The sequence below is a fragment of the Campylobacter concisus genome (assembly GCF_902460845.1).
GTDB classification, from domain to species: Bacteria; Campylobacterota; Campylobacteria; order Campylobacterales; family Campylobacteraceae; genus Campylobacter_A; species Campylobacter_A concisus_X.
The window spans coordinates 95399-119462 of the sequence record NZ_CABPVS010000001.1 but is presented as its reverse complement, the minus strand read 5'-3'; the positions used below and the strand labels follow the sequence as shown (position 1 = coordinate 119462).

The 24064-nt window shown below is 38.1% G+C and carries 25 protein-coding genes; 22 read left to right on the top strand and 3 right to left on the bottom strand.

Annotated elements, in window-relative coordinates; all coding sequences use genetic code 11:
- Positions 1-127 precede the first annotated feature (127 nt).
- From F3H00_RS00600 to F3H00_RS00560, 9 genes are all read left to right on the top strand, one after another.
- Positions 128-403 carry a NifU family protein gene (locus F3H00_RS00600; RefSeq protein ID WP_148799588.1) on the top strand — a complete coding sequence of 92 codons (276 nt, stop codon included), beginning with the start codon at positions 128-130 and terminating at the stop codon, positions 401-403.
- Positions 390-944 carry a hypothetical protein gene (locus F3H00_RS00595; RefSeq protein WP_021091130.1) on the top strand — a complete coding sequence of 185 codons (555 nt, stop codon included), beginning with the start codon at positions 390-392 and terminating at the stop codon, positions 942-944. The genes F3H00_RS00600 and F3H00_RS00595 overlap by 14 nt, the downstream gene beginning before the upstream one ends.
- Entirely contained in the window at positions 922-2205 is a 1284-nt protein-coding gene (locus F3H00_RS00590) for a UDP-N-acetylmuramoyl-L-alanyl-D-glutamate--2,6-diaminopimelate ligase (protein ID WP_149703648.1), read from the top strand. The genes F3H00_RS00595 and F3H00_RS00590 overlap by 23 nt, the downstream gene beginning before the upstream one ends.
- 2 nt (positions 2206-2207) lie before the next feature.
- On the top strand, positions 2208-2555 hold the full coding sequence (panD, locus tag F3H00_RS00585) for an aspartate 1-decarboxylase (protein WP_002941539.1): 348 nt from the start codon (positions 2208-2210) through the stop codon (positions 2553-2555).
- A gap of 3 nt (positions 2556-2558) precedes the next feature.
- Positions 2559-2873, top strand: coding sequence for a YbaB/EbfC family nucleoid-associated protein (locus tag F3H00_RS00580; RefSeq protein ID WP_021087263.1), 315 nt, complete (start codon positions 2559-2561; stop codon positions 2871-2873).
- Entirely contained in the window at positions 2870-3979 is a 1110-nt protein-coding gene (locus F3H00_RS00575) for a DUF7488 domain-containing protein (protein ID WP_149703647.1), read from the top strand. Before F3H00_RS00580 ends, F3H00_RS00575 begins: the two co-directional genes overlap by 4 nt.
- Positions 3976-4875: a polyprenyl synthetase family protein gene (locus F3H00_RS00570; RefSeq protein WP_148799593.1), complete on the top strand. Its 900-nt coding sequence runs from the start codon at positions 3976-3978 to the stop codon at positions 4873-4875. Before F3H00_RS00575 ends, F3H00_RS00570 begins: the two co-directional genes overlap by 4 nt.
- A gap of 133 nt (positions 4876-5008) precedes the next feature.
- A complete protein-coding gene (tkt, locus tag F3H00_RS00565) occupies positions 5009-6919 on the top strand; it encodes a transketolase (protein ID WP_148799595.1) in 1911 nt (636 codons plus the stop codon).
- A 57-nt stretch (positions 6920-6976) separates the two neighbouring features.
- Positions 6977-7771, top strand: a complete 795-nt coding sequence (locus F3H00_RS00560; RefSeq protein WP_107697884.1) for an undecaprenyl-diphosphate phosphatase — start codon at positions 6977-6979, stop codon at positions 7769-7771.
- Between the two features lie 108 nt (positions 7772-7879).
- Here F3H00_RS00560 and F3H00_RS00555 read toward each other — a convergent pair whose 3' ends face one another.
- Genes F3H00_RS00555 through moaC form a run of 3 tightly spaced genes read right to left on the bottom strand, consistent with a single transcriptional unit; the run spans position 7880 to position 9846 of the window.
- Positions 7880-9118: a hypothetical protein gene (locus F3H00_RS00555; protein WP_148799597.1), complete on the bottom strand. Its 1239-nt coding sequence runs from the start codon at positions 9116-9118 to the stop codon at positions 7880-7882.
- A 10-nt stretch (positions 9119-9128) separates the two neighbouring features.
- Entirely contained in the window at positions 9129-9395 is a 267-nt protein-coding gene (locus tag F3H00_RS00550) for an HP0495 family protein (RefSeq protein ID WP_021091143.1), read from the bottom strand.
- The gene (gene moaC / locus F3H00_RS00545; RefSeq protein ID WP_178140250.1) at positions 9370-9846 is read right to left on the bottom strand and encodes a cyclic pyranopterin monophosphate synthase MoaC; all 477 of its coding nucleotides are present in this window, start codon (positions 9844-9846) and stop codon (positions 9370-9372) included. Before moaC ends, F3H00_RS00550 begins: the two co-directional genes overlap by 26 nt.
- A gap of 418 nt (positions 9847-10264) precedes the next feature.
- Here moaC and F3H00_RS00540 point away from each other — a divergent pair, with 418 nt between their 5' ends.
- From F3H00_RS00540 to F3H00_RS00480, 13 genes are all read left to right on the top strand, one after another.
- The gene (locus tag F3H00_RS00540; protein ID WP_148799599.1) at positions 10265-11083 is read left to right on the top strand and encodes an ATP-dependent protease; all 819 of its coding nucleotides are present in this window, start codon (positions 10265-10267) and stop codon (positions 11081-11083) included.
- Between the two features lie 12 nt (positions 11084-11095).
- Positions 11096-13684: a Sec-dependent nitrous-oxide reductase gene (gene nosZ / locus F3H00_RS00535; RefSeq protein WP_149703646.1), complete on the top strand. Its 2589-nt coding sequence runs from the start codon at positions 11096-11098 to the stop codon at positions 13682-13684.
- Positions 13685-13767: 83 nt separating this feature from the next.
- On the top strand, positions 13768-14523 hold the full coding sequence (locus F3H00_RS00530) for a cytochrome C (protein ID WP_072595072.1): 756 nt from the start codon (positions 13768-13770) through the stop codon (positions 14521-14523).
- Complete coding sequence (locus tag F3H00_RS00525) at positions 14516-15772, top strand: nitrous oxide reductase family maturation protein NosD (RefSeq protein ID WP_103601058.1); 1257 nt, start codon at positions 14516-14518, stop codon at positions 15770-15772. Before F3H00_RS00530 ends, F3H00_RS00525 begins: the two co-directional genes overlap by 8 nt.
- Positions 15765-16442, top strand: a complete 678-nt coding sequence (locus F3H00_RS00520) for a 4Fe-4S dicluster domain-containing protein (RefSeq protein ID WP_087577998.1) — start codon at positions 15765-15767, stop codon at positions 16440-16442. The genes F3H00_RS00525 and F3H00_RS00520 overlap by 8 nt, the downstream gene beginning before the upstream one ends.
- On the top strand, positions 16439-16987 hold the full coding sequence (locus tag F3H00_RS00515; RefSeq protein ID WP_148799601.1) for a c-type cytochrome: 549 nt from the start codon (positions 16439-16441) through the stop codon (positions 16985-16987). Before F3H00_RS00520 ends, F3H00_RS00515 begins: the two co-directional genes overlap by 4 nt.
- A complete protein-coding gene (locus tag F3H00_RS00510; RefSeq protein ID WP_148799603.1) occupies positions 16987-17448 on the top strand; it encodes a c-type cytochrome in 462 nt (153 codons plus the stop codon). The genes F3H00_RS00515 and F3H00_RS00510 overlap by 1 nt, the downstream gene beginning before the upstream one ends.
- A gap of 2 nt (positions 17449-17450) precedes the next feature.
- A complete protein-coding gene (locus F3H00_RS00505; protein ID WP_107695901.1) occupies positions 17451-18350 on the top strand; it encodes a NapH/MauN family ferredoxin-type protein in 900 nt (299 codons plus the stop codon).
- A 9-nt stretch (positions 18351-18359) separates the two neighbouring features.
- Positions 18360-19013, top strand: coding sequence for an ABC transporter ATP-binding protein (locus F3H00_RS00500; protein ID WP_103579996.1), 654 nt, complete (start codon positions 18360-18362; stop codon positions 19011-19013).
- Positions 19006-19833: an ABC transporter permease gene (locus tag F3H00_RS00495; protein ID WP_148799605.1), complete on the top strand. Its 828-nt coding sequence runs from the start codon at positions 19006-19008 to the stop codon at positions 19831-19833. The genes F3H00_RS00500 and F3H00_RS00495 overlap by 8 nt, the downstream gene beginning before the upstream one ends.
- 201 nt (positions 19834-20034) lie before the next feature.
- Positions 20035-20376, top strand: a complete 342-nt coding sequence (locus F3H00_RS00490; RefSeq protein WP_223155211.1) for a tetratricopeptide repeat protein — start codon at positions 20035-20037, stop codon at positions 20374-20376.
- Between the two features lie 435 nt (positions 20377-20811).
- Entirely contained in the window at positions 20812-21879 is a 1068-nt protein-coding gene (locus tag F3H00_RS00485; RefSeq protein WP_223155210.1) for a PepSY-associated TM helix domain-containing protein, read from the top strand.
- Positions 21860-23974: a TonB-dependent siderophore receptor gene (locus tag F3H00_RS00480; RefSeq protein ID WP_148799612.1), complete on the top strand. Its 2115-nt coding sequence runs from the start codon at positions 21860-21862 to the stop codon at positions 23972-23974. Before F3H00_RS00485 ends, F3H00_RS00480 begins: the two co-directional genes overlap by 20 nt.
- The last annotated feature ends 90 nt before the right edge of the window (positions 23975-24064 follow it).

Sequence of the window (24064 nt, the reverse complement as noted above, 5' to 3'; positions counted from 1 at the left end):
AAAGCTGACTAGGCGTATCAAAAAGGTTTACATTACAAAGCAAAATTAGCGCTAAGCAAAAATATAGCCATTATTTTTTGCATTTTTATTTTGCTATAATAGCCCAAAAAATTAATAGGAAAAAGATATGATCCCATTTAGCGATGAAGAACTTTTAAAACCAGTCAGTGCGAGTTTGCAAAAGGTATTACCGATGCTTGAAAATGATGGCGGTGGCATGGAGCTACTTGGCATAAAAAACGGCAAAATTTACGTAAGACTCACAGGGCATTGTCATGGATGTGCGGCTAGCACAACTACACTAAAATATGGACTCGAAAGACAACTTCGTATGGATATTCACCCAGAGCTTGAGATCGTAAATATCCCGATTGGCGAGGAATTTGACATTGATAGATTATAAAAAAATAGGCATTAAACACTTTAAACGCTCAAAATTTAAAGAAGCGATCTTTTACTTCTCTCTAGCTTACGAAAAGACACAGGATAAAAATTTACTATTTTTGATACAAATTTGCTCCCTTGGCGAGAAAAATGCAGAGGAAGCAAAACTTTTATTTGACTATTTTATGGATAAACTAAGAGCTGGCGAAGATGATGAAGGAATGGATGAAATTTTAAAAATTTTAGAATCAAGATTGGCTAGCGATGAGTATTTTGAAGAGCAAGACGCGATCAGCTACGAGGACTTTAAAAAGGCTGTTTATAAGGACGGGAGCTTCAAAAAGGTCTTTGAAAACATCATGTTCTCAACCAAGGTTATGATCTCAAACAAAGATGATTTTTTAGAATTTTTGGGAAATTTGATAAAAAATGACTTCATCGAAATGAGTATAAACTATCTTGAGAGTGCGGCGGTGATGTTTGGCGGTGACGAGCGTATAGATCAGCTTTTTAAAGAGATACAAAAAAGACAAAACGATGAAAATATCAGTAGAAAATAGCTTCATAACAGATGACTCAAACGAGTGCGAAAAAGGCTCATTTTTTGTGCAAACTGCTGCAAATGCGAGATTTGCAGAGGCTGCGGTAAAAAATGGCGCAAAGATAATTACTCTTGAAGAGTGCAAAAAGCTTTTAAAAATAGACGAAAACTTAAAGATAGTTGGCATCACAGGTACGAATGGCAAGACCACAACGGCTGCTGCTATCTATGAGACTTTGCGAAATTTAGGCAAAAAATGTGGCCTAAGTGGTACTAGAGGGGCATTTGTAGAGGGCAAGCAGATAGATGACAAGGCGCTTACGACGAGTGCCATTTTAAAGACGCTTTCTTACCTCAAAGCAGCCAGCGAGCAAGGCTGCGAGTACTTCGTGATGGAGGTTAGCTCACACGCTATCGCTCAAAAACGCATCGAGAGCTTAAAATTTGCTCTTAAAATTTTTACAAATTTGACTCAAGACCACCTCGACTACCATAAGAGCATGGAGGAGTACGCTAGGGTAAAATCAAGCTTTTTTGACGATGATTGCATGAAGCTTATAAATGCTGATGATAATGGCATTAAATTTAATCCAAAAAACGCTTATACGTATTCGCTTAAAAAGCCAGCCAGCTTTGCGCCGATAGTTTATGGGTTAAAGGACGGCATAGACGCGGTTATCAAGACGCCAAATGGTGATGTGGAGATAGACTCAAGCCTTCAAGGCGAGTTTAATCTTTACAACCTAATTGCAGCTCTTGGCGCCGTTTGCCTGCTAGAGCGTCCAGAGGCGACCGTGCTTTCAAAGGCGATAAGCAAATTTAAAGGGGTTAGTGGCAGAATGGAGGTGGTTAGTACCGATCCGCTAGTCATCGTGGATTTTGCCCATACGCCAGATGGTATCGAAAAGGTGCTAAACTCGCTTAGACATCTAAATTTGATCGCAGTCTTTGGCGCAGGCGGTGACAGGGATAGGACAAAACGCCCTAAAATGGGAGCGATAGCCCAAAAATACGCAAGAATTTGTATCGTCACAAGTGACAATCCAAGAAGCGAAGAGCCAGAGAGCATAATAGATGAAATTTGCGCTGGCATGAGCCAAAATGAAAATTTGATACGAAATGCCAACCGCAAAGAGGCGATCGCACTGGCCATTAGCAAGCTTGAGCCTGGCTGGGCGCTTGTCATACTTGGCAAAGGCGACGAGCCATATCAAGAGATAAAGGGCGTCAAACACCAATTTAGCGACAAAGAAGTAGTAAAAGAGCTTTTAAAGAGGTAAAAATGAATATAGAAATTTTAGCTAGCAAGATCCACAGAGCCGTCGTAACAGACGCAAATTTAAACTATGTTGGCTCGATCAGCATCGGCGAGGAGCTTATAAAGGCTGCAAATTTGATAGAAAATCAAAAGGTTGAAATTTTAGATGTAAACAACGGCGAGAGATTTGCCACCTACGTGATAAAAGGCAAAAAAGGCGAAATTTGCCTAAACGGCGCAGCTGCTAGAAAGGTCTGCGTGGGCGACGTGGTCATCATCGTGGCTTACGCTAGCATGAAATTTAAAAAGGCTAAGAAATTTAAGCCAACCATCGTGCACGTAAATAACAAAAACGAGATCATAAAGGAGTAGGCGATGTTTGAGGGATTTGACTTTTCAAAGATGGGGCAGATGCTTGAGGATGTACAAAAGCAGGCCAAGCAGATGGAAGAAGAGAGTAAAAATAAAGAATTTGGCGCAAAAAGTGGTGGCGGACTTGTAAGCGTGAGAGCAAACGGCAGCGGCGAGATACTTGATATCAGCATAGATGATAGCTTGCTTGAAGATAAAGAGAGTATGCAAATTTTACTAATAAGCGCCGTAAATGATGTGCTAAAATCAGTTGAGGCCGATAAGAAAAACACCGCTTCAAGGATGCTTGGTGACCTTGCTTCGATGGGGATAAAATGAGACTAGATCATAAATTTGCCCTTGCTTTTTTACTATCATCTCTTTTCTTAAACGCCGATCCTAGGCCAACTCAAGAAGATTTTAACGCCTGCTTTGAAAAGAACAAAAACTCAATCGTCTCGGTAAATAAACACTTTGGTGTGGCTATCACTAAAAATTTGATCGCAGTACCAAAAAGTGAGGGAGCTCCACTTGGCGAATATGTCAAATTTGACCCATATTTGCAGCTCTTTTTGGTCCGCTCTAGCAAGGAGCTAAGCCCTGTTGTGATGGCTGATGAAACCAACGAGGAGCGCATCAAAAAGAGCACTTGGGTTGGCATCTTAAATGACGCAAACAACACCGTCATGGGTCACATCAAGTCTTTGGGGCAAAATTTAGGCGACTTTGATACGCTAAGCTTCGAGTATAACGCGACTGGCGAGATAAACACACCTTGTTGCAAAATGATAGGCATAGCTGTTGGAGCTGATAAATTTATACCAAATCGCTATCTAAAGCACTTTGTATCTTATGATGACGTCTATTACGGTGATATCGGCGTGAAATTTTTACAAAAAGAGGATAAATTTTTTGTGGGTCTTGTTGACCCTTTGGGCCGTGGCAAGATGATGATGGTTGATGACGAGCTAGTGAGTGTAAATGGTATCAAGCCAAAGAGCCTAAGAGAGCTAAATGAGATGGTGCTTTTTGCTCCAAAGGGCGCAAAGCTTGACATCATTGTGAAGCGCGATAAGCAAGAAATGCTCTTTCAAGTGCCAGTAAGCGGGGATGTGAAATTTAACCAAAGCCTCGATGTAGACGCCCCTTCAAGCCTTGATATACCAAATTTTAATATCATGCCAAAAGAGCCACAAACAATGCTTGATGATAAGATTTTGGTGGATTATGGTATCACGGTGGATAAAAATTTAGTCGTTACCAAGGTCGAGCCAAAGTCGAATGCAGAAATTTTTGGCATCAAGACCGGCGATAAAATTTTGGGTTTTGATAAACAAAGCGTGAGTAGTCGTGAAGAGCTTTTAGAGAAGCTTGGTGAGTTAAAAAATTTTACGCTGCTATTTACTAGAAATGACTTTCAGTTTTTTGCAAGAGTGCCAAAATGAGCCTACTTGAGAACTTTGTAAAATTTCTAAATACAAATTTGCCAAAAGCGCCTAGCTTTCACCCTTACTACGAGGAGGCTCTTGGCGTTATGCTAAAGGCTGGAGGCAAGCACTTTAGGGCGCTTTTGCTTCTTGGTGTGGTGGAAAACGTGGATAAAAGCCTCACGCAAAGGGCCATGAGAGTGGCTTTGGGGCTTGAGATGATGCACACTTATTCGCTCATTCATGATGACTTGCCATCTATGGATAACGCAAGCCTAAGACGTGGCACACCAACGCTTCATGTAACCTATGACGAGACTACTGCGATACTTGCAGGAGATGCACTAAATACGCATGCTTTTTATGAAATTTCACATGCCGATTTACCAGCCGACACGCGTATAAAATGCGTGGAAATTTTAAGCGAGAATGCTGGCGTTAGCGGCATGGTGCTAGGTCAGGCGCTGGATTGTTTTTTTGAAAATACAAACAAAGAGGACATCAAAAGAGCAAAAGCTAAATTTGGTCTCTCTGGCAAGATGCTAAGCCTTGATGAGCTGGTCTTTTTGCACATCCACAAGACCGCAAAGCTGATCGCTGCTAGCCTAAAAATGGGCGCTGTGATAGTAAATTTAAATGAAATAGAGTGCGAGAAAATTTATGATATCGGCCTAAAGCTTGGGCTTGCTTTTCAGATACAAGACGATATCATCGATCTTACAAGCGACGAGCTAGCTGCTGGAAAACCCGTGCACAATGACCTAGCTAAAAACTCATTTACAAATTTACTTGGTCTATCTGGCGCAAAAAAGAAAAAAGATGAGCTAATTTGCGAGATAGAAGAGGCGCTAAAGCAGATAGATGCAAGCATCGCTAAGATGATCTTAGAGCTTACAGATAAACACCTCAGATAAAAGCTAGAAATTTCTAGCTTTTTGCTACTAAAAATTTAGAAAATTTATATCACTTTTTGGACATTTTAAACCAAAACGCAAGGCAAGTTTTAATCACTTTTTTGTATAATCCAAAGCAATAAAAGGAGATGGTATGCTAAAAAAACAAGCCGATACTATAAGATTTTTGTGCGCTGATATGGTGCAAAACGCTAACAGCGGACACCCAGGTGCTCCTATGGGCCTAGCTGATATTATGGTGGTTTTAAGCAGCTTTTTAAAACACAATCCAAAAAATCCAAAATGGCTAAATAGAGATAGGCTCGTTTTTAGCGGTGGTCACGCATCAAGCTTGGTCTATAGCTTCTTGCACTTAAGCGGCTACGATTTAAGCCTTGATGAGCTTAAAAATTTTCGCCAACTTGGCTCAAATACTCCAGGACACCCAGAAATTCACACTCCAGGCGTTGAGGTGGCCACTGGCCCACTTGGCCAAGGCGTGGCAAATGCAGTCGGTCTAGCCATGGCAGAAAAATACGCTGCAAACGTGCTAAACGAGCCAGACAATAAAATAATCGATCATAAAATTTACTGCCTTTGCGGCGACGGCGACCTAGAAGAGGGCATAAGCTACGAGGCATGTTCGGTAGCCGGAAATTTAAGATTAGATAACCTTGTGCTCATCTACGACTCAAACAACATCACGATCGAGGGCGACACAGCGATCGCATTTAGCGAGGATGTCAAAGCCAGGTTTGAGGCGCAGGGCTGGGAGGTCGCACGTATCGACGGACACGACTATGACCAGATCGAATTTGCACTAGAGCAGGCAAACGAGAAAGAGTCACCATATTTAATCATCGCAAACACACGCATAGCACGTGGTGCAATGGAGCTTGAGGGCTCACATCATAGCCACGGCGCGCCACTTGGCGAAGAGATCATCAAAAAGGCAAAGGCTGCAGCTGGTTTTGATCCTGAGAAGAAATTTGCCATTGATGAGGACGTGCTTTTAAGGTTTATAGGCGCAGTTGAAAAGGGCGATTTAGAAGAGGCGATGTGGAACAAAAAGGTTGAGGCACTAAGCATTGAAGGCAAAAATTTATTAAATTCACTTCTTAATCCAGACTTTAACAAGATCGAATTTTCAGACTTTAGCGACAAAAAGCTAGCCACAAGAGATACAAACCATGTCATTTTAAATGAGATAGCGAAAAAACTCCCTGGCTTTATCGGCGGTAGCGCTGACTTAGCTCCTTCAAATAAGACTGAGCTAAAGGGTATGGGCGACTTCCCAAATGGTAAAAATATCCACTACGGCATCAGAGAGCACGCTATGGCGGCCATCAACAACGGTATCGCTAGATACGGCCTTTTCTTGCCATTTTCAGCGACATTTTTCATCTTTAGCGACTATCTAAAGCCAAGTGCAAGGATAGCAGCACTCATGGGCATCAAGCACTTTTTTGTCTTCACGCACGATAGTATCGGCGTTGGCGAAGATGGTCCGACACATCAACCTATCGAGCAGCTTAGCACATTTAGAGCGATGCCAAATTTCTACACTTTCCGCCCAGCTGATGGCAATGAAAATGCAGCTAGCTGGCGCGCAGCGCTAAATTTAAACGCTCCAAGTGCCTTTGTGCTTAGCCGTCAAGGGCTTGAGCCACTTGCAAAAGGCGAATTTGGCGAGGTTAGTAACGGCGCATATCTTTTAAGCTCGGCAAAAGATGCAAAGATAACATTTATAGCAAGCGGTAGCGAGGTCTCACTCTGTGTAAAGGCAGCTGAAATTCTTAGCCAACAAGGCATTGGCGTAAACATCGTGTCAGCTCCTTGTTTTGACCTACTTTGCGAGCAGCCAGATGAGTATGTGGCTAAAATTTTAGATAAAAACACGACTATCATCGCAGTTGAAGCTGCAACTGGCTATGAGTGGTATAAATTTGCCGACGCAGTTTATGGTATGAATAGCTTTGGCGCTAGTGGCAAGGCGAACGAGCTATTTGATCACTTTGGATTTACGCCACAAAAACTTGCAAATTTTGCTAGCGAACTTATATAAGTTTAATCTTGGGGAGTAAAATCCCCAACTGCAATCTAAAATCAAAAAAGGCATTTTATGGAAATTTCTCATGTTATTGTTTTGGCCTTAGTGCAAGGCATAAGCGAATTTTTGCCCATTTCAAGCTCGGCTCATCTTATCTTGGTGCCAAAGCTACTTGGCTGGCCAGATCAAGGTCTTGCTTTTGATGTGGCAGTGCACGTTGGTACGTTAAGCGCGATACTTTTTTATTTTAAAGATACGATTTTTAAGCTACTTCGTGACTTTTTTGCCTCAATCGCACAACGAAAGATGGTAGGCGATAGCTTGCTTGTTTGGTGTGTCGGCTTTGCTACCATTCCAGTGGGGATCTTTGGGCTTTTATTTAACAACATTATCGAAGAATACGCAAGAAGCGGCGTTGTGATCGCTATTACTACGATCGTCTTTGGCATAGCACTTTACTTTGCTGATCTTCGCTCATCAAACAAAAGCGAATATGAAATGACCATAAAATTTGCGCTTATTATTGGCCTTGCTCAAGCTGTGGCGCTCATCCCTGGCGTCTCAAGATCAGGTGTGACGATGACAGCAGCACTTTTTTTAGGATTTAGCCACAAGGGTAGTGCAAATTTCTCATTTTTGATGTCGATCCCAGTCATCATCCTAGCCGGCGGACTCGAGAGTATCAAGCTCATAAAAGACCCAAATGCTCTGCCATGGAGCGACATCGCCCTTGGTGTTATCATAAGTGCTGTTAGTGCTTATCTTTGCGTTAAGCTATTTATGGGGATCATCTCAAGAATCAGGATGTTGCCCTTTGTCATCTACCGCTTGATTTTGGGAGCATTTTTACTTTATCTATTTTTGTGATTTTAAGGCTTTAGAAAGTAAAAGCCAAGTGTAGAAAAATTTTCACACTTGGCAAGAATATATAACTCGAGTATCTTTCAGGAAAAATTTCAAGATAAGCTTGATAATTTAATCCTCTTTTTTATCTTTTTTAATAACATTTAATAGATCTTTTGCAGCTTGATAAGCCCTATCTCCAAATTTCTTGGCTTCTGATTTGATGTCTATTTGCTTAATGTCTTCAAATTTTTCATTGGCTTTCTTCTCAAGATTAGCGATCTCTTGTTTGATCTCTTCGATTTTGTCATTTGTATCAAAATTTAGCTTTAGCTTTTTACTCTTGTCATTTAGCTCTTGTTTTAAGGCTTCAAATTTATTATTTGCCTCACTCATAAGCTTTACCATGCCGTTTGACCTTAACTCTTCTATCCTTGAAATGATCTGCTCTCTTGCTTGATCGCTAATGCGTTTAAATTTTGCTAGATTTGTATCTAGCTCGCTATTTATCACATTTTCGATCTCATTTCTTGCTACACCTTCAAATTCCTTTTCAAGTTCCCTAAGCAAGGCTATAAATTCTTCATCAATATTTTTTAAGTTTAGTAGTTGTGAGTTTAGCCTAAGCTCATCTGGAGCAAATTTCGCCTCATCTTTAAGCTTTTCTATGGCTCTTAAAATGCCATCTCTTGTACCACTTATCGCTCCACTTATCAGCTCTTTTGCAAAGATATGACCCTCATCTGCTAAATTTGCTGCTGCTATGATGATGTTTTTTGAAATTTCAAGTATCCGCTCTTTGCTAAACTCTCCTCCAATTATCGCAACATAAGTCATATTTTTAGCTATCGCGCCAGCTGTTTCCTCGACATCTTTTGCACCTTCAAGAGTTGTTAAAAATGCGATTTGAGCACTTTCTTTTAAGATACCAAGAAGCCTTGTTTCTCTAATGATCGCATTATTTAAAAGCTCTAAAATTTCCTCTTTTTCACTAAAATTTCTATCTTTTACGACCTCTTCAGCTGCTTCAAATGAAATTTTGAGCCTATTTTTTATCTCTTCACGTTTTGCTTCTATTGCACGATTTAGCTCATCTTTTTTATCAAGTAGCTCGTAAAGTGCCTTTTCTTCAGTGCCGACAATGGCCTGATTTATTCCCTCCATGGCACTTTTTAGATTTTTTGCATTTATGAGATCTTCTTTGTTCATTTTGTCATAAAGCTCGTTCATTTTAGCCTTTAAAATTTCTGGCAAAGCATTTATATCTTTGCTCGCAGCATCTTGAAAGAAGTTATTGCAAAGAGCTTTTATGCTTATTAATAAGCCATCACTGTTTTTATAATCATGTAAATTTTGTTCTAAATTGTTCATATCTTTTACCTTATAAAACGTATTTTGCTTCGTGTTTTAGTGCTGAAAATATCTCTAGCCTCTCTTCTTCGCTTAAAACAAGTACGGCTAAGTCATAGCTAGCGTACTTTTTATCTTTGCTAAATTTTGAAAAGACTAGCTTAAATTCTCTATCTTTTACTATCTCTTTTACCTTTTCTTCTACATTGACATCTGCGTCAAATATTATTTTGTATTCCCAATGCGTTGGGTAATCAATTTTTGCTTTTTTGTTATTTAGATCGCATATACTCGCCACTTTTTCCTCCTGTTTTACTCTCTAACACGATATTACTTATTTCCATGCTTTTATCTATAGCTTTTACCATATCATAAATGGTCAAAAGTCCCACGCTTACGCCAGTTAATGCCTCCATCTCAACGCCTGTTTTGCCCTCTATTTTTACGCTCACATAAAGCTTAAAAGCACAAATTTCAGATAGCTCTTCGATATCACAATCCACGCCTAAAATAGCTAGTGGATGGCACATCGGGATTAGTTCGCTTGTCTTTTTTGCTCCCATTATCGCAGCAACGACAGCCGTTTGGATAACTGGGCCTTTTTTGCCAGTATTTTCTTTTATCGCTCTAAAAGCCTCTTTACTCATCTTGATGATCCCGCTAGCAGTTGCTACTCTTTTTGTAGGATCTTTTGGGCTCACATCGACCATTTTTGGACGATCTTTCTCATCTAAATGCGTTAGCATTATCTCTCCTTTTTTGGCGGATTATAGCTTATTTAAACAAATTTAAATTACCAATGGCTTTAAGTTAAAAATATATCAAACACATAAAATTTAGCTTTTTACTTAAACGCTGAGAAAAATTCTCATTACTTAATATAATTATTTAATTTAAATAATTTTTTTAATAAATTATTTATAATTTAATTTTTAATGTATAAAATACCTAAAATAAAGAGTTTTATAGATAATAAATTTTATTAAAACTATATTAGTATTGATTAAATCATAATGTCTATATAATGTAAATAATAAAATTTAAAAAAATTTATTGATATTTTTCTTTAAAAGCTTAAAAAAATAAATTAATCGCTAATTTGCTTTTAAGAGTTAAGTATGTATAGTTTTTTTGCTTATTAAATTTATGATGAAAGTGCCTTGGATTATGAGATTTCTGCTTTGTATAAGTTTGTTTTTGATAACAGCTTTTGCCCAGCAATTAGGCTGCTTTATTAATGAAAGCAACCAAAGCATCGTTTTTATAAAAGATGGGCAGATTAAAAATTTGGATCTAAAAGAGACGATTTATAAAAATCAAGAGTGCGGAAATGATGGAGAATTCTTTTATATCGCAAATTTAAATAATGAGATTATTAAGGTGGCAAATGAGAGAAATTTCTTATTTGCCATGCCAAATGTCGGCTGTAAAATTTCGCAAATTACGGCAATTAAAAATAAAATTTACGTAGCTTGCGATATGGCAAATGAAGTCAGCATAGGCGTTTTTGATAAAAGTCTAAATAAACTTTTAACTAAAAATTATAAAGATGTTTATAAAATTTCAAGCCTTTTGCCAATTGATGATGAACTATTTTTTACGAGCTTTAATGGCAAAGCATTTTTGCTTGATAAAGAGCTTAATTTAAAAGAGAAAAAGCGTGTTGGTTTTGCTCCACTTAGTGCCTGTAAATTTAAAGGGAATGATATTTTGCTTGGCTTTAGAGATGGAGAAATTTTAGATTTTAAAAGTGGAATCAAAAAACAAGTTTTAAAATCTAAAATTTCAGCTCTTGCGTGTATGGAGGATGAAATTTTCATAGGTGATGGGGATGGAGTAGTCTATAAATTTGACAAAGATCTTAAGCTAAAAGGGCAAAAGGCTCTTTTTAGCAATGAGATAAAAAGAATTTTTATAGATAAAGGCGTCTTAAATGGCGTAAATTTAGACAATGAGATAAAGAGTTTAAAGATAAATTCATTTTAAAAAGGAGAGTAAATGCAAAAGTTATTTTGTGTCGCAAGTGCTGCGTTGCTTGGGCTATCTTTAACGACTGCTTGTGCTGCTAGTAGTGACCTTGAAAAAGTCATGAAAGAGCGTGGGCTAAGCGAAAAAGATGTCCTTGCAGCTGCTAAAACTTATCAGCCTAGCGGTAAAAAAGATGATTTCATCGTCTTTTCATCTGGCGGGCAAAGCGGTCAAGTGCTAGTTTATGGCGTTCCGTCGATGAGAATTTATAAATACATCGGCGTTTTCACGCCAGAGCCTTGGCAAGGATATGGCTATGACAATGAGTCAAAAGCTGTTTTGAAACAAGGCAACATCAGGGGCAAAGAGATAACATGGGGCGATACACACCACCCAAATTTTAGTGAGAAAAATGGTGAGTATGTTGGTGATTATCTATTTATCAACGATAAAGCTAACCCAAGAATCGCAGTTATAAATTTGCATGACTTTGAGACAACTCAAATCGTTGTAAACCCTATCATGAAGAGTGAGCACGGCGGTAGCTTCATTACTCCAAATAGCGAGTACGTTATCGAAGCTAGCCAATATGCAGCTCCACTTGATAACAACTACCACTCAATAGACGACTATGAAGCAGTCTATAGAGGTGCTGTAACATTTTGGAAATTTGACTATCCAAAAGGCAAGATCGATGAGAAAGAGTCATTTTCTCTTGAGCTTCCACCATACTGGCAAGATCTAAGTGATGCTGGTAAGGGCGAGAGCTACGGCTGGGGCTTTACAAACTCAATAAATACTGAGATGTATACTGGCGGTATCGAAAAAGGTCTCCCTCCATTTGAAGCAGGTGCAAGTAGAAATGACACTGACTTCTTGCACGTTTATAACTGGAAAATTTTAGAAAAACTTGTTCAAGACAAGAAAAACTATAAAGTTATAAATGGCCACAAGGTAGTTACAATAGACGCTGCTGTAAAAGCAGGTGCGCTATTTTTGATCCCAGAGTCAAAGAGTCCACACGGTTGTGATGTAAGCCCAGATGGTAGATATATCATTATTGGCGGTAAGCTTGATACTCACGCATCAGTTTATGACTTTAGAAAGATCAAAGAGCTAATTGATAAAAAAGAGTATACTGGCACTGACCCATACGGAATTCCTATCTTAGATAGAGAAAAGTCAATGCACGGACAAGTTGAACTTGGCCTTGGACCACTGCATACATCATTTGACTCACAAGATGGCGTACTTTATACTTCACTTTACGTTGATAGTCAAATCGTAAAATGGGACTATAAAAATTTAAAAGTGCTTGATAAGATAAATGTTCACTACAATATCGGACACCTTGATACAATGGAGGGCAAATCAGCAAAACCAGTTGGCAAATATGCAATCGCTCTTGATAAACTTTCAATCGATCGCTTTAGCCCAGTTGGCCCACTTCATCCACAAAATCACCAGCTAATAGACATCACTGGTGCAAAAATGGATCTAATCTATGATATGCCAATACCACTTGGTGAGCCACACGATGTTGTATCAATCGCTGCTAGCAAACTAGCTCCAGCGCTTACTTACAATATGGGTACAAACTCAAGAACAGGCGAGGCTAGCCCATACGCAACTCTAGCTGGTCAAGAAAGAGTTGAAAGAAATGGCAAAAATGTAACTGTCTATGCGACGATGATCAGAAGCCACATCAACCCAGAGCACATCGAGGTAAATAAAGGCGATAATGTAACAATTCACTTAACAAACCTAGAGCGCGCTCAAGATGAGACTCACGGATTTGGCATCGACCTTTACAACATTCACGCTTCACTTGAACCTGGCAAAACTGCTTCAGTAAATTTCGTAGCTGATATGGAAGGTGTCTTCCCATACTACTGCACCGAGTTTTGTTCAGCGCTTCACCTAGAGATGATGGGTTATTTACTTGTTAAAGATCCAAATAAAAAATATGAATCTGCTAAGAATAACAAGCTAAAAACTCTAAGTCCAGAAGCTTTAAAAGCCGAATACGACAAAGTAATCGCAACTAATAAAGCAACTGATGATGTTATCCAAGAGGTTGTTAAGTACCTAAAAGAGAAACATTATGAGAAATATCCAAAAGTAAAAGCTTTAGTTGATGACGCACTTGATCAATACGGTCACATCAAAGAGGTAAAAGCTAAAGCTGACGAAGCTTATAAAAAAGGCGACGTAAACGGCGCTATCCTTTGGGAGTACCAAGTATGGCAATACATGGTAAAAACAGCTGACGTTGGCTTAAAAGCTAAAAATAACCTAGCTAAAGAGATCGCAACTCCGATGAGTCCAGCTGTTGCAAAAGGTGAAGAGGCTTATCTAAAAGGCGGTTGTAATGGTTGTCACGTTATCGGTCAAGTAAGCTCAGGTCCAGACCTAACAGGCGTTTTACTAAGACATGAAAACGGCGAAAAATGGGTAGCAGAATTTATCAAAGATCCTGCTAAGTTCTATAATGACGACTACATTAAATCAATGATTGATTACTTTAACCTTAGAATGCCAAATCAGCATATGAGTGATGAAGAGATCAAAAATATCATCGAATACCTAAAATGGGTAGATGAAAATGCTGGTATGTAGTTTTTAAAGGGGCATTTTGCCCCTTTTTAAATTTTAAAATTTTATTTTTAGCAGATGAAATTTTAAAATTTAAAGGAGAGATCATGAGTAAATATAAAATTTATACCATTGTTGCACTTGTCTTAATGACTGTTTGTTTTACTTTGCCTGTTCTTGGTTGGCACGGAGCAAAAGAGCGTATAGCTGATGGTGATGAACTACCATCTTATACTTACGGTATCTATAATCTTTATAGCTCATTTCAGTATAAAAATCACCTTTTATCAAAAGATGTAGCAAGCGATCTTCATAAGATGATCGAGCAAAAAGCAGAGATAGGTACGCCATCTTTTCCTATCTGGTACGTCTCTCTTGAAGCTCCAAATTATCCAAAATCAGCCTTTCCTGATGGAATTCCTGTATATTTTCATGTAGATGGATATAGTGGTGACGTGCATGAGATGAATACGATAAATCACTACATTGGTATGTATCCTATGGAGCATGGCGGAAATTTAGAGCGAGCGATAGCGCCTTATTATTTGCTTATTTCAACGCTTTGTATGCTTGCATTTTTGTATTACAATGGTAAATTTAACTCACTTCTTATGGTTCCAACCATTATCGCGCCTGTGTTATTTATGAGTGCATTTGCAGGATGGCTTTATTGGTATGGACACAATATGCAAGAGTGGGGTGCATTTAAGATTAAACCATTTATGCCAACAGTTCTAGGTGATGGTAGCGTCGCACAATTTACAACGCACTCTTATCCAAGTATCGGATTTTGGGTTATGATTGCTATGAGTGTATTTTGCATACTTGCAGTATTTTCAAAGAAAAAAGAGCTAAATGCGTAAAATTTTTATTTTTGCCCTTGCTTTCTTGCCTATTTTTAGCTCTGCAAATATACTTCAAGATGCAATAAACAACGCTAGCCCTGGCGATGTTATAAAGCTAGGGGACGGCATCTATGAAGGAAGCATAACTATAAATAAGCCGCTTAGTATCGTTGGTGAGGGCAAAAACGCTCACATAAAAGGAAATGGTAAAGGCACAGTTGTAAAGATTATTGCCTCAAATGTTACGCTTAGAAATTTAAAGATAAGCGGTAGCGGAAATGACCTTGGTGAGCTTGATGCTGGCATTGGCTGTGATAAAGCAAATAATGTCTTGATTACGCAAAATGACTTGAGTGATGTGCTTTTTGGGGTTGATTTTAAAGAGTGCAGTAGCTCAAAGATCACTGAAAATAACATCACTTCTAAAAAAGGGGCCAGTCTTGGCTTTAGAGGTGATGCGGTTAGACTCTGGTATAGCCATGAAAATTTAATCGAGGGTAATTATATTTATGATAGTCGCGATATGGTTGCATGGTATGCAAGTCACAATAAATTTTTAAAAAATAAAGCGATCCGCGGCAGATATTCGCTTCATTTTATGTATGCAAATCAAAATTTAGTCGAAAACAATGATTTTATCGGCAATGCGGTCGGAATGTTTTTTATGTATTCAGCTGGCTCAAATATAAAAAATAATCTTGTTATGGATAGTGACGGCGCTTTTGGTATCGGTATCGGTCTAAAGGATGTTTCAAATTTTACTATCGAAAATAACACACTTATCTATAATGCGAGAGGAATTTTGCTTGATAACTCGCCTTTTCAGCCAGGCTCAACGATAAATTTCTTAGGCAATAAAATTTTACACAACGTAGTTGGCGTATATTTTCACGCTACTCAGGGGACAAGTATATTTGAAAATAATGATTTTATAGGCAATATGGATATCGTTGCGAACGACACTCCAGGCGATAAAATGGCATTAAATCGGTGGAGTAAAAATTATTATGATGAGTATGAGAGCTTTGATAGAGATAAAGATGGCTATGGCGATACGCCGTTTATGCACCTATCGTATGCCGATCAGCTTTGGCAGTACTATCCGAATTTGCAGTTTTTTTATGGCTCAAGTGTCTTTAGTATCTTAAATTTCTTAGCTAAACTCGCGCCATTTTCTGAGCCAGTAAAGCTACTTGAAGATAGCACGCCAAGGATAAAACCACTTGATGCTTCAAATTTTAACGCGTTAAAGGCAAAGCGTGGATAGAAGAAAATTTATAATCTTAGGCTCAGTCGCAGCTGCCGCAGGATATGGCATAGGTAAAATTTTGCCAAAAAGTAGTGGCGATAAACTCTATCTTAGACCACCAGGTGCGGTTGATGACTTTGATGATCTTTGTGTTAAATGTGGTCAGTGTGTGCAGGTATGCCCTTATCACAGTATAAGTTTGCTTGATATAAAAGATGGATATTCAAATGGTACAGCATACATCGATCCTAAAAAGAGAGGTTGCTATTTATGTGATCTTTTCCCATGTGTGCTCGCCTGTCCAAGTGGTGCGTTAGATCATGCTACAAAAGTTGTTGATGATGTGAAAATGGGCGTTGCTGTCTTGAGTAATGCAAATGCCTGTATGTGCCTAAAAAGAGAAAAACTAAGCGAAGATAGCGTTGAAGATTTGCTTGTTCGCAAAGTTTATAACGATAGGGAAGAGGCAGAAAAAGATAAGATAAAAGGCAAAATCGGTCAAATTTGTGACCTTTGCGCCAGCATTTGCCCAGTTGGCGATAGTGCAATAGTAATGAGCGAAGCAAATTTGCCACTCATAAAGCATGGCTGTGTTGGGTGTGGGGTGTGTGCTGAGGTTTGCCCTGTAAAAATTATAAATATTGCCCCAAAAATGAGTTATGATGAAATTTATAAGGAGAAAGAATGAGATTAATAATGTCTTTAGTGGCTGCTGCTTTGCTATTTGTCGGCTGTGAAAAGAGTGATGACAAGGCGCAAAAAGCAGCTAGCGAGCAACCAATAAATGTAGCCACGAGCGCTAGCATAAAGGTTGAAAAGAAAGAAAATAATCAAAGTACAAATAAACAAAATGACTTCATAAAATACGATATGCACGGCGAAAAGAGCGTAAAATTTGGACTTGAAGATAATAACGTAAGCCGTCAAATCGGTGCTTTAGCAATGGTAAGAACCCCTCTTCAAACTATAAATTTAAGACTTATAAAGGGCAGACTTAGCAAAAATTTCATTACAAAATGTTCATCTTGTCACGATGATTACGCAAATGGCATCATCGGGCCATCTCTTTTAACAAAAAGTGAAAATGAAATTTATACAATGATAAATGCTTATAAAAATAAAGAGAAAGTCAATGTCTTGATGCGAGACCTTGTTAAAAAAATGGATGATAGTGAAATCAGAAATTTAGCTAAAGAAATCAGTGATTTTAATACACAATTTAGGAGCAAATAATGAAAGTAGGAAAGATTATAACCATTATTTTAGCGGTAGCAATTTGCGGTATCATGGTTTTTATGTTAAGCCAGACTCCGCCTAAAAAGGAAAAAGTAGCAACTAATGCTCAGCCAAAAGTAGAGCAAAATTTTACAAAAGAGCAGCCAAAGTCTAGTGAAGAATTTGCCAGCGAAGATGAGCTAAAAAAGGTAAAAGAGCTAAGTCTAAGTGTGGCTAAAGTACACAATGAAGGCGTTAGCAAGCAATATCTAACAACTTGTGCTCCGTGTCATGGTGCAAATGCAAAAGGCGTCGTAGCTCCTGATATAACACACCTAAGTAAGAATGAATTACTTAAAAAACTAGCTGATTATAAAGCTGGTAAGGTGCAAAACTCGCTTATGAAGGGGCTACTTACAAATGTTAGTGATAGCGAGCTTGAAAGCCTTGCTGATGAAATTTCTAAATTTAAAAAGTAAAAATGGACAAATATAACACTCGTGCGACGGTTAGAAATGTAAGCTTTCTAAGCACGTTAATCACAACTACAAAAGATGGCAAAAAGCGTCCTAGTATACGTTTTTGGCGCATATTTAGCATTATTCTAGTCCATCTTTTATTTGTGCTTTCATATAGAGTTGATATACAAATTTTAGAAGGCGACATCAGTGCCTCAAGGATATTTGGTTTTCACTTGGCAGATGCTTTTATGAGCCTGCAAGTCTTTTTGGCGACACATGAAATCCACGTAAATTTAATAATTGGCTCACTTAGTATCTTGGCCTTTTATATCATTTTTGGCGGTAGAGGCTTTTGTTCTTGGATCTGCCCATATTCATTAATAAGCGAAATAGCTGAGAAGATCCATGAAAATTTACGCGCTAAAAAGATAGTAAAACCACGAGTTTTTGACACAAAGTGGCGATATGTTTTCACCATTTTATTTTTAACCCTTAGCTTTGCTAGTGCAAGCCTTACATTTGAAATTTTTAATGTTGTTGGGATTTTTTCAAGATTTATTATCTATGGCTATTTTCATGCTATTTGGTTCGTTGTGGCCATGCTTATGGTTGAAATTTTCTTCTCACGTAGAGCTTGGTGCAGGTATGTCTGTCCTATCGGAGCGACTTACTCGGTGCTAGCTAAACCAAACGCCATAAAAGTTAGCTGGGATAAAGAAAAATGCGATCACTGCTTAGTTTGCACTGATGTTTGTCTAGTGCCTCACGTACTTTTTATGACAAAAAAGGGAGCAAAGCTTGACGAGAGCAAAAATATCTTTAGGATAGCTGGCGCTGATTGTACGCTTTGTGGTAGGTGTATTGATGTGTGTCATCAAGATGCACTGAAATTTGACAACGGCTTTAAAAAACTAATATAAGGAAAATTTTTGATAGATATAAAAGAAGTAACTAAAATTTTTGGCTCGCAAAGGATACTTGACAATGTTAGCCTAAACGTAAAATCTGGTGAAAAAATAGCAATACTTGGACAAAATGGAGCTGGCAAAAGCTCGCTCATGCGTATCATTTTAGGCGAGTTTATCCCAAATAGTGGAAGTATCGCGATAAATGGCGTAAATACTCTAAAAGATAGAAAAGGGGCTTTGAAATTTATCTCATTTGTGCCACAAACCCCACCACCGCTTAAATTTAACTTGCGTGAGCTTTGTGAGTTTGTTTGCAAAAGCTCAAATGTAAAATTTGAAGAGATTGAGAAATTTAGCAAGCTTTTAGAGCTTGATCTACATGCAAATTTAAATAAGCCATTTTATAAGCTCTCTGGCGGAATGAAACAAAAGATGCTAATAGCCATCGCATTTGCTAAGGATAGTGAAATTTTGATGTTTGATGAGCCAACGGCAAATCTTGATGTGAAAGCAAGGCTTTCTTTTAAAAATTTACTTGATAACTTCACGCAAAACAAAACACTTGTTTTTATTTCACACCGTATCGATGAGATAGCAAATTTATTAGATAGATGCGTCTATATGGATCTTGGCAAGATAATCAAAGAGGAAAATTTAAGGAGCAAGGGTGAATAATCTTTTTTTAATAGCAAAGCTTGATGTAAAAGAGTCTTTTCGCTCAAGATGGTTTGTGATATATGCTGCGCTTTTTTCTGCTTTGATGATAGGATTTTTATTTAGCGGCGTGACTGACTCACGTGTGCTCGGCTTTTCTGGGCTTACTAGAGCGCTGCTTTTGTTTATTCAAATTTGTGTCATCATTGTGCCCATTTTTATTCTCATCTCAACCGTAAGAAGCATAAATCAAGATAGAGATACAAATTTGCTTGAATACATCCTTAGCTTCCCACTAAGCCTTAGAGAGTATTACTTTGGCAAGGCACTGGGCCGTACATTTGTTGTTTTTGTACCACTTTTGTTTGCTCTTTTGCTTTGTGTTGTTGTTGGTCTTATAAAAGGTGTTGCGATACCTTGGGGTGTATTAATACTTTATTTTGGACTACTTTTTAGCTTAAGTATCATTTTTTTATCGCTTGGATTTTTTATCTCAAGCGTGATTAAAAATCAAGAGACAGGCCAGGGCGTAGCGTTTTTACTTTGGCTTATAATGCTTGCATTTATTGATCTAGCATTAATTGGACTTCTTATGCAAAGCTCGGTTGATGAGTACGTTATTTACGCTATTGCTATACTAAATCCGATAGAGCTTTTCAGGATAGCAGCGCTTAGTCTTTTTGATCCAAATTTAGCAGTTATCGGTACTGCATCTTATTTTATTTTAAGCACCTTTCCAAAGGCGACATTTGTAGCTTACGCGATTATTTATCCGCTCGCACTAGGCATTATTTTGCTAGTTTGTGGCTATTTTGCCTTTAGTAAAAAAGATTTGGTTTGAGATTGTTTTTTGTTAAAGAAAAGTTGGTTTTAAATTTAGACGAAACTTGTATTATTCCACTTGTCCAACAAGAAACCTCCTTTTTGTAATAGCTCCCTTTCCCCCAAAGGGGGCTAACTTCTTCCAAGGAAATTTATTAAAAAATACATTTTATTTTTAGCATTTACACTTCTATCTTTGAATGCAAACTGGGATATAAATGTGCAAGAGTGCATTAATAAAAGTAACGCTAAAGCTTGCGAGAGTTTTACAAAAAAGCTTTCAAGTGAATGTGAAAATAAAGATAAAATTTCTTGCTTTATCTATGCAGATATGCTAGGACGCGGCCTTGGCGCAGAGAAAGATACGCAAAAATCTTTTGAGATATTTAAATCGCTTTGTGATAATGGTAGTAGTGAGGCTTGCTATGAGCTAGCGACAAAGTATCTTCAAGGAAATGGTACTGAGCAAAGCTTTGATCTTTCTGCAAACGCTCTTGATAAAGCTTGCAAGATGGGCAGTAAGCGAGCTTGCAATGTATTAGAGCTTGTATCTAAAAATTAGCTATTTTAGTTTTATACTTGTGCTAATTAAAATAGAAATTTCTTAAATATAGCTTCTTTAAAGTTAAATTTACTTTGGTATTACTTGGAATTTCTTTTTTATTAACTAAAAATTTTATTAAAATTTATGCTTAAATAATACTATTTCATCGTCCTAAATGGACCCTCCTTTTTGTAACTGATAAGTCTTTGCTTCCCCCTTTTCTGGCTTTTCGTATACACAAAGAGGAGTTGTTTATTCTTTTGAAAATCAAATCTATTTATTTTTTTCAATTTACATTCTATAAAAATTTTTCTTTTTTGAAATCATAATTGATAATAGTTTTAAATATTATCAAAGTAAATTTTGTGTAAGATTGCGAGCCATTATCAAAACCTACTACTAAAAGGCTTTAAAACAAGGTGAAATTTCTAAATCAAAATTTTTTTTTATAAAGTGCACACTTATTTATCTCTTTTATTTTTCATTCCACTTGCAGTAGTTTGTTTTAGCGGTGCGATCCTCGTTTATAAAGATGAGCTAAACAGCCTTCTTGCTCCAAATGTCGTAAATGTAAATTTAAACAAAGAAAATTTAAGCAAAAGGATCAGCTTTGATGAGCAAAGAGAGATCATCGCAAGCGAGCTTGGCGGCTACGAGATGGTCGGCATCAATATTGATACAGACCCTAAAAGATGCGACAAAATTTGGTTGATCGAGCACAATGACAGCCAAAAAGAGTGGAAATTTATCTATTTTGACGCTTTTAGCGGTAAGATAAAGAGCGAGCCACTCGCACATGATGAGGGATTTCTTGGAGTTTTAACCGAGCTTCATGAGTCACTATTTCTAGAAAAGAGCGGTCACGTTATCCTTGCTTTAACCGCCATTTTTACATTTTTTATCTGCATAAGCGGTTTTGTGATTTATAGAAAATTTTGGCTGACACTACTTAGGCTTCGTGTAAATAGGCTAAATGTTTTTATGAGCGACATTCATAAAATGATAGGAATTTTTTCTACGCCTATTTTACTACTCATTTGCATAAGTGGTGTTTGGTGGGAATTTCAGATGGCACGCGCGCCAGAGTTTAAAAATGACTTTGTAATAGATGCAAAAATTTATAATAAAAACCTATCTCTTGATGAGCTGGTAGCCCGCTCAAAAAATGATCTTGCTGGCTTTGAGCCACACTTCATCTCGCTACCTTTCATGCAAGGAGCAAATATACGCCTTTTTGGCTACGTAAAAGATCAAAATTTCTTGCATAACGAATATTCAAGCATATTAACTTACGATAAAAATAGCGGCGAACTAGTAAGCATTTTGGACATAAAAAATGCAAATCTAAACGAAGAAATTCTCTCAGCATTTAGAAAATCGCACTTTGGCAACTACAACCAATTCACAAAATTTATCTGGTTTATAGTGGGCATCTCGCCGCTAGTTTTGAGTATCTCAGGGCTTTATTTGTGGATTAAAAGAAACTTTAAAAGGAGAAAAAATGAAAAAATTTTTAATTAGTTTGGTTGCATTAAATTTGATGCAACCTCAAATTTTTGCTAGCCAAAGCGATAAAATTTTAGAGGCAATCGATGTCGTAGAAAGCGAGCGAAGAGACGACGCAAACTACTTTGCAAAAGAGCTTGTAAAGAGCACAACTAGGCTAAATTTAACCTCTCGCCAAACACCACAATCACTAACTGTACTAACAGAGGCTAGGCTAAAAGATCAAGGTATCAAAGACTATCAGGTGCTTCTTAGAAATGTCCCTGGCGTCACGCTAAATAAATGGGACGAGCGCGTATATCCGACGGCTCGTGGCTTTGCGATAGATTATTACTTGCTTGATTCGATGCCTAGCTTTGGCGGCTTTAGCCTTGGTGCAAATGATATGAGCTTGCTGCCTTATGAAAGAGTTGAGGTGGTAAAAGGGGCAAATGGCCTGCTTGCAGGCGCTGGTAACCCAGCTGCAAGCTTAAATTTCATAAGAAAAAGGGCAGACTCAAAGGAGCTTAAAGGAAATTTTGGCGTAAGTGCTGGCTCATACGATAGATACGGCGTAAATGGCGATGTGCAAACGCCTGTAAATGAGAGCGGAAGCGTTAGGGCCAGGCTTTCTTTTATGCATGAGAAGTCGCACTCTTATATGGATTATTACAACCGAAAAAATAGCGCGATTTATGGCGTAGTCGATAGCGACATAGGTGATAACTCATGGCTTAGTCTTGGTGCATTTTATCAAGAGCTAAGACGCCACGGGGTTAGGTGGGGTGGTATGCCAGCATTTTACACAGATGGCTCTAGGACAAATTTTAGTAAAAATGAAATTTTCTCTCAGCCTTGGACTAGGTGGGACATAAAGACGCTTGATTTTTATGCTGATTTTAAGCACTACTTTGAAAATGAAGCGAGCTTAAATTTAAGCTACTCATTCAGACGGGCAAACACTGACTCAAATCTACTCTACTACGGCGGAGCGGTAAATTTAGACGGTACTGGCAATATGAATGATCTTAGCGTTTATGCAAACAAAAGAGAGGAGAATATCCACAACGTCGATGCATACGCAAATATCCCTTATGAGATAGCAAATTTATCTCATGAGTTTGTCTTTGGCGCGATGTATAACAACTATAAAAAAAGTAGCGATAAGGTAAGTAGCTACTGGCTACAAAAGACCACGCCAGCTGGGCTTGCTTATACGGCTAGAAGCAGGATAGACTTTAAAAATTTACACCTTGATGATCCAAAGCTCCCTTACGAAGATCAAAACAACAAAGACAAAACGATACAAAAGGCATTTTACGCGGCAAATAAACTATCAATCACCGATGAGCTTAAATTTTTGCTAGGTGCTAGGGTGAGCTACTACAAATACGAGATCGAAGGTGGCAAGGACAATAGAAATTTCACAAATGAGATCACGCCATATCTTGGCATAACTTACGACATCGGAGCAAACCACACTCTATATGCTAGCTACACGAGTATATTTAAACCCCAAAGCGTAAAGGACGCAAACGACAAATATCTTGATCCGATCCAAGGCAAGGACTATGAGGTGGGCATCAAAGGCGAGTATCTTGACGGAGCGCTTCAAGCAAGTCTTGGCGTCTTTAAGATCGTGCAAGACAAGCTTGGCGTAGATACTGGCAAGATAAATCCAGCAACAAATGCCAAAATATATGAATCTGGCAAAGGCGTGACAAGCAGGGGCGTCGAGCTAGATCTAAACGGCGAGATCACTAAAAACTTAAGCCTAAGCTTTGGTGCAACGCACTTTAATGCAAAAGATGCTAGTGGTGAGAAATACGCCACCGACTCATCAAGAAGCACGGCAAATTTATTTGCAAAGTATGAATTTAGGGACTTTAGAGTAGGGGCTGGAGCTATGTATAAGAGCAAAATTTACACTGGCAAAGGCGTAGGTGAGATCACACAAAAGGGCTACACTTTGGCAAATTTGATGTTTGGATATAAATTTGCCAAAAACTTTGACGTGCAGCTAAATATCGACAATCTCTTTAATAAAAAATACTACGAGGGCATCGGCAAAAACATGATGGTTTATGGCGATCCACGCACCTTTAATCTCAGCTTTAACTATAAGTTTTAGCTAAATTTACTCTAATGCGCCAGCTAAATTTCTAGTTGGCGCCCTTCATTTTTTGCATAGTAGGTGTATAATTTCAAAAAAAATAAGGAA